The 6,447-nt window shown below is 62.6% G+C and carries 1 protein-coding gene; it reads right to left on the bottom strand.

Translation table 11 applies throughout. The features are described 5' to 3' along the window. A partial coding sequence (locus tag H7C86_RS36375) for a non-ribosomal peptide synthetase (RefSeq protein WP_182263470.1) occupies nucleotides 1-6,447 on the bottom strand: 6,447 nt, incomplete at both ends.

Here is a 6,447-nt window from a genome sequence, read left to right on the forward strand (position 1 = left end):
AACCCCCCACCGCAACCCCCACACCATCCCAACCACCCACCACCAACCCACGCTCACCGGCGACCAACACGTCGACCTCACCGACCGGTGTATCCGCGTTCGCTGCAAAGGCGGCAAGAATCCGCGACATTCGCTGTGCAATGGTGCCGACCGCGGCGCGGTCGAATGCGGCCGGCTGATACCGCAGGCTCACCTGCAGCGTCGGTTCCGCGACCGACAGCACGGTGAGCGGGTAATGCGTGGCGTCGCGGGCATTCACAGCGGTGACGCGCATACCGGCTATGTCGGTGTTCCCGTCCACCCCCGAGGTATCGATCGGATACGACTCGAAGACCGACAGTGTGTCGAACAAATTGCCTGTCCCTACGGCAGATTGAATCGCGCCGAGTCCGACATAGTGATGATCGAGCAGGGCTGTCTGCTCGCCTTGTAGTCGCGCGAGCAGCTGTGCACACGTCTCGTCCGGATCCAGTTGCACCCGGACAGGCAATGTGTTGATCAGCAGCCCCATCATGTTTTCCACACCAGGCAATTCAGGTGAGCGGCCCGAGACTGTGACGCCGAAGAGTACGTCGTCGCGGGAAAGCATTCGAGACAACAGGACACCCCACGCCGCTTGGATCACCGTGTTCATCGTGATCCCGCTCCGCTGGACGAGCGCACCGAGTCCGTCGAGCACCGAATCGGGCAGATCGACGGCGACCTCTTCGGGTACCACCTGATCGGCGGTCGGCGCCGAAGCCGCCAACAACGTCGGCTCGTCGACGCCTTCCATGGCGTCCTCCCAGACCGCGAGCGAGGTCTCGATGTCGCGGTGCGCCAACCATTCCAGATAGGTGCGGTACGACGGAGTCTGGGGCTGATCGGCTGGGACGCTCTCGACCGGGAGACTGTCGTCCGCGTATCTCATCAGCAGTTCGCGTACCAGCAACGGCATCGACCAACCGTCGAGAACGATGTGATGGTTAGTCACCACCAACACACACCTCGTCGGCGAGGTTCGCAGCAGCGTCAGCCGAAGCAGCGGCGGCGAGGCGAGGTCGAAGGGTGCACTGCGATCCTCGTCGAGGCGGCGCTCCAGCTCTGCTTCGGTTGCCGATCCGCAATCACTCAGGTCGACCTCGGTCCAGGGAATCACTGCATCGTCGACAATCAACTGCACCGGTAGGCCGTGTGCGTCGTAGACGAACGCTGCACACAGATTCGGGTGGTTTGCCAGTAGTCCGGCAGCAGCGCCGCGCAAACGCTCGGAATCAACCGCTCCTTCCAGCTCGACGCACAACTGCGCTGTGTAGACGTCCGTCGACGTGGCCGCCAGTGAGGCATGGAACATCAGCCCGGCCTGAAGGGGCGACACCGACCAGACATCGTGCAATCCGGGGAAGTCGTTCTCCCAGCGTTCGATCTGTTGTTGGTCGACCGAGACCAGGGGAATGTCCGACGGCGTCAGACCGCCCGCATCAGGTCGCGATGCGTGCGCGGTGAGTCCGTCGAGCGCACGACGCCACAGTTCCGCGAACTCCGCGATGTCAGACCTGTCGAGCACTCCGCGGGGAAAGGTGAAAGATGCTGTCAGGCAGGGCCCGTCGACATGGTCCTCAACCGCCGCGTTGATGTCGATCACGGACGCCACAGGCATGGACCGATTCTGGGTTCCGCCGAGCTTTCGATTGCCCTCCACCGGCAGCCAGTCCTGTGTTCCGTCAGAGGAACTGATCCGGCCCAGATAGTTGAAACTGATCTGAGGAGAACGGAATCGGCCGAGTGGTTCGCTCTCGCCCGACAGGTAGCGCAACATCCCGAATCCGATTCCATGATCGGGGATCGCACGCACGTATTCCTTGACGGCTTTGAGAGCCCGTCCGGCGTCGGCGCCACCTGCCAGTGCGTCGTCGACGTCGATTCCGCCGAGGTCCACGCGCACCGGGTAGAGCGTGGTGAACCAACCAACGGTGCGCGCGAGGTCTGCGCCAGGAACCGCTCCTTCCTCGCGGCCGTGTCCTTCGAGCGTGACCAGGGCGGCAGCGGTATCCATACCGCGGCGTCGTCGCCACTCGATCGAGGCCAACGCAACAGCAGTGAGGAGTCCGTCGTTCACGCCGGCGTGAAATGCCGCAGGAACCGTGGTGAGTAGGTTCCTGGTCACCGGAGGCGCGATGTCCACTGTGACGGTGTCGACCGTGCCGTCGACGTCGATCGTGGGATCGAGTGGGCGCGAACCGATCAGCGGGTCATCGCCGTCAAGGATCGTTTTCCACATGTCCCGTTCGACACTCCGGTCGCCCACGTGCTCGACAAGCCCGTGCGTCCATCGCCGGAACGACGTTCCGGTCTGTGGCAGTTCGGGCGTGACACCGGCCTGGAGTTGTGCTGTCACCGTCGCCAGGTCGGTGACCAGAATGCGCCACGAGACACCGTCGACAACCAGGTGATGAATCACCACAAGTAGTCGGCCCCGCTTGTTCGGCAAGCCAGGGATGTCGGCCAGGTCGAACCAGATCACGCGCACCATGTCGGCCGCGGCGGGATCCAAGCTGTCGGCAGCGGCCTCGAGCTCTCCCGACGCCAAGGCCCTGAAACCTTCGTCGTCCACCGAACCGACAACTACTCGATGGATCAGTCCTTCGGCCGAGATCGAGCCGGGTGGTAGGACTTCCATGACCCGGTCACTCTCGCCCAAGCGCGCTCGAAGCATTCCGTGGCGGTCCAGCAACACCTGGAGACCACGGACAAGGAGATCCTGGGTGAGATCAGCGGGAGCTGTCAGCAAGAGCGCCTGGGAGAACCGTTTCAATTCGCCGCCACACAGGCCGCCACTGCTACGGCCGAGCATCCACTGCGCCACCGGGCTCAGTGGAACAGTTCCGACAGCGGATCCGGGTAGCTCCACGAGCACATCAGGACCGTCCTGCTCCACGTGCGCCGACTCGGCAAGCGCAGCAACAGATTTGTGGTCGAATACGTCTCGGGGCGAGATGATCACACCAGCATCGCGAGCGCGGGCCACCAATTGGATGGACATGATGCTGTCTCCACCGAGCTCGAAGAACGAATCGTGCACTCCTACGGTGTCCAGGCCGAGAACCTGCGCGAACAGAGCGGCAAGAAGATTCTCGGTTTCCGTTCGCGGTGTCCGGTCGGGTGTGGCCGTGGACGAGAAATCGGGTGCGGGAAGCGCTGCGCGGTCCAGTTTTCCGTGAACCGTCAGCGGAAGTGCGTCGAGCACCACCACCGCCGCAGGCACCATGTACGACGGCAGACGCTTGCCTGCATGCGCGAGGACGTCTCGCGGATCGACACTCGCTCCGCGATCGGGAACCACGTATCCGATCAACCGATCCCTGCCGTTCAACCGATCCCTGCCGTCGCCGTTCCAGACGCCCGTCACCGCCTGGGCCACGCGCGGGTGCGTCTGCAGTGCCACCTCGACTTCCCCGAGTTCGATGCGGAACCCACGGACCTTCACTTGGGCATCGGTGCGCCCGAGATACTCCAGCTGTCGGTCGGGCGTCCACCGCACGCGATCGCCCGTGCGATAGATCCGCGTTCCCGGCGCACCGAAGGGATCTGCGACAAACTGCGTGGCGGTCAACGGGGATCGCCGGTGATAGCCGCGAGCGAGAGCCGGCCCGGCAAGATACAACTCTCCCGCGACACCTACCGGTACCGCTCTCAGACGCGAGTCCAGCACTACCTCGCTGAATCCGCGAGTAGGTGCGCCGATGGTGACCGGGTCGTTCGGAGCCAGTGCCGCACTGATGTTCGACACCACAGTTGCCTCGGTAGGACCGTAGGCGTTGAACATCTTTCTGCCCGGCGCCCAGCGGGCCACCAATTCCGGCGGGCACGCCTCCCCACCTGTCACGACACAACCGACAGTGGTGAGTCCGTCTGGGGCGACGGATGCCAAAGCCGCCGGAGTCACAAAACAATGGGTGACGCGCTCGCGCTCCAGTAACGCCGCCAGCTCCGCCCCGCCGTAGACGGTCGGTGGCACGATCACCATCGTGGATCCCGCACCAACGGCCAACATGAGTTCGAGAACCGAAGCGTCGAAACTCGGCGAAGCGAAGTGCAGAGTTCTGGATCGGGTCGTGGCGGCGAATGTCTCGCGCTCCTGGAGAGCAAAGTTGCTCAACCCGCGATGAGTGACCGTCACCCCCTTGGGTGTTCCCGTTGATCCCGAGGTGTAAATCAGATAGGCCGGATTGTCGATTCGAATCCGTGCCTTCCGATCCTCGTCGGTGACTTTCGATGGCGAGTACGCCCACAGCCGTTCCTCGAAACCAGCATCGTCGAGGACCAGCCACGGCACGAGGCCGGACAATGCTGCGTGGTGAGCTCGGGTCGTTATCCCCCACGCTGCACCGGAGTCGCCCAGCATGTACTCGATACGTGCAGCAGGAAGTCCCGGGTCCACGGGAAGGAATGCCGCACCTGTCTTGGCAATGGACCACACCGCCAGAACGGACTCGACGGAGCGTGGGAGACACATCGCCACCACCGTTTCGGGACCCACTGCGGATACGATCAGCATGCGGGCCAATCGATTCGACTGTGCGTCTAGTTCGAGATAGGTCACTTCACGTTCCTCGAACACCAGCGCGACGGCGCCGAGATCCTGGGCGGTCGCCATATCTGTTGCTGTCGTGAGCAAATCGGGAAGGGTCTGAACAGCGGTGGAGATCACACCTCGCACGGGTACCAGTTCGGCTGACTCACGGGCGTCGAGGATATCGATATCTCCGATCCGCGATTGCGGATCCGTGGTGACGTACTCGAGAATCCGTTGCAGGCGGTCGACGAAGCCCCGTACTGTTTCCTCGTCGAAAATATCTGCGGCATATCCGAATTCAGCACGAATACCATCCGATTCACCGGCGGTGCCAGTGTTCTGCGCCACCGTCAACTGCAGATCGAAGGTGATGGTGTCGATCTCGACACCCACGTCGGTCACCTGCAGGTCGGGAAGTTCCAGTGTCGGTCGCTCGATGTCTTGGAACTCCAACATGACTTGAAACAGGGGCGAGTATGCCGTCGAACGTGAAGGATTCACTATCTCGACGACTCGTTCGAACGGCACGCCCGCATGAGTGAAGGCGCTCAGATCTACGTTTCGGACCTGGTCGAGGAACTCCCCGAAAGTCGCGCCGCGGTCCACTGCAGTGCGCAAGACCAACGTGTTGACGAACATGCCCACCAGGTCGTCGAGTTCGCGCTCCCCACGCCCGGCGATCGGAGTTCCGACGGCTACGTCCTCCTCATCGCTGAGCCTCGCCAGCAGCACTGCCAAGGCTGCGTGCACAACCATGAAGACGGTGGCGTTGTGTTTGCGCGACAGGGCAACCACACCGGCATGAACCTCCGGACTGAACTCGAACCGAATCCGTCCGCGTCGAAGCGAACGCACATCACCGCGCGGTCGATCGGTCGGAATGTCGAGAACTTCCGGTGCACCCGCAAGATTCTCGACCCAATAGGCGAGCTGTTTCGAGATCAAAGACCGAGAGTCGGATTCCGAACCCAACCAACCACGTTGCCACAACGCATAGTCGGCGTACTGGATCTCGAGCGGCGCCCACCGAGGAGCCTCACCGCTCACACGGGAGGTGTATGCGCTCATGAGATCTCGGGCCAGCGGTACCGTGGAGAATCCGTCGGCGGCGATGTGGTGAATCACGATCACCAGGACATGCGAGTGGACCTGGTCGTCTCGCCGCAACAAGGTGGCGCGCATCGGGACCTGCTGCATGACGTCGAAACCATCCGAAACGATCTGCCGGCAACGCTCGCGCAGCTCTTCCTCTCCCTGCACAAGTATCGGTGCAAGATCCGATACCACCTGTGAGGTAGACATGATCACTTGACGCGGGCCGTCGTCAGTGAGAGGAAAAACAGTGCGCAAGGACTCGTGCCGCTCGACGACGTCGACAAATGCCGCGTGAAGTGCACTCAGATTCACTGTGCCGTCGAGCCTCAACGCGCACGCGACGTTGTAGGCGGCGGACTCGGGGTCGAACTGATTCGCAAACCACATTCGCTCCTGCGCCGGCGAAAGTGGGATATCCGTCGTCGTACCCCGCGGCCTCAACGCCGGCTTGGCCCCCTCTCCTCCGCGACACTGCGCCAACTCGGCCAGCGCTGCAACGGTAGAAGCATCGAAGACGTCGCGGATGTCGATCCGTTCGCCGAGAACAGAATTCACTCGCGCAACCAACCTGACTGCACTCAGAGAGTTCCCACCAAGGGCAAAGAAGTCGTCGTACACGCCCACCGTCGACGTTCCCAACAGATCATCGAAGATTGCGGCAACCGTCTCCTCGACCGGCGTTCGCGGCGCAACATACTGCAGCGATCGAGGTTCGAAGTTGACGTCCGGGAGGGCTTTACGGTCCAACTTCCCATGCACCGTCACCGGAAACTCCCCCAACACCACCACCACCGACG

The organism is Rhodococcus sp. UFZ-B548 (assembly GCF_903819475.1).
Classification (GTDB): Bacteria; Actinomycetota; Actinomycetes; order Mycobacteriales; family Mycobacteriaceae; genus Rhodococcus_F; species Rhodococcus_F erythropolis.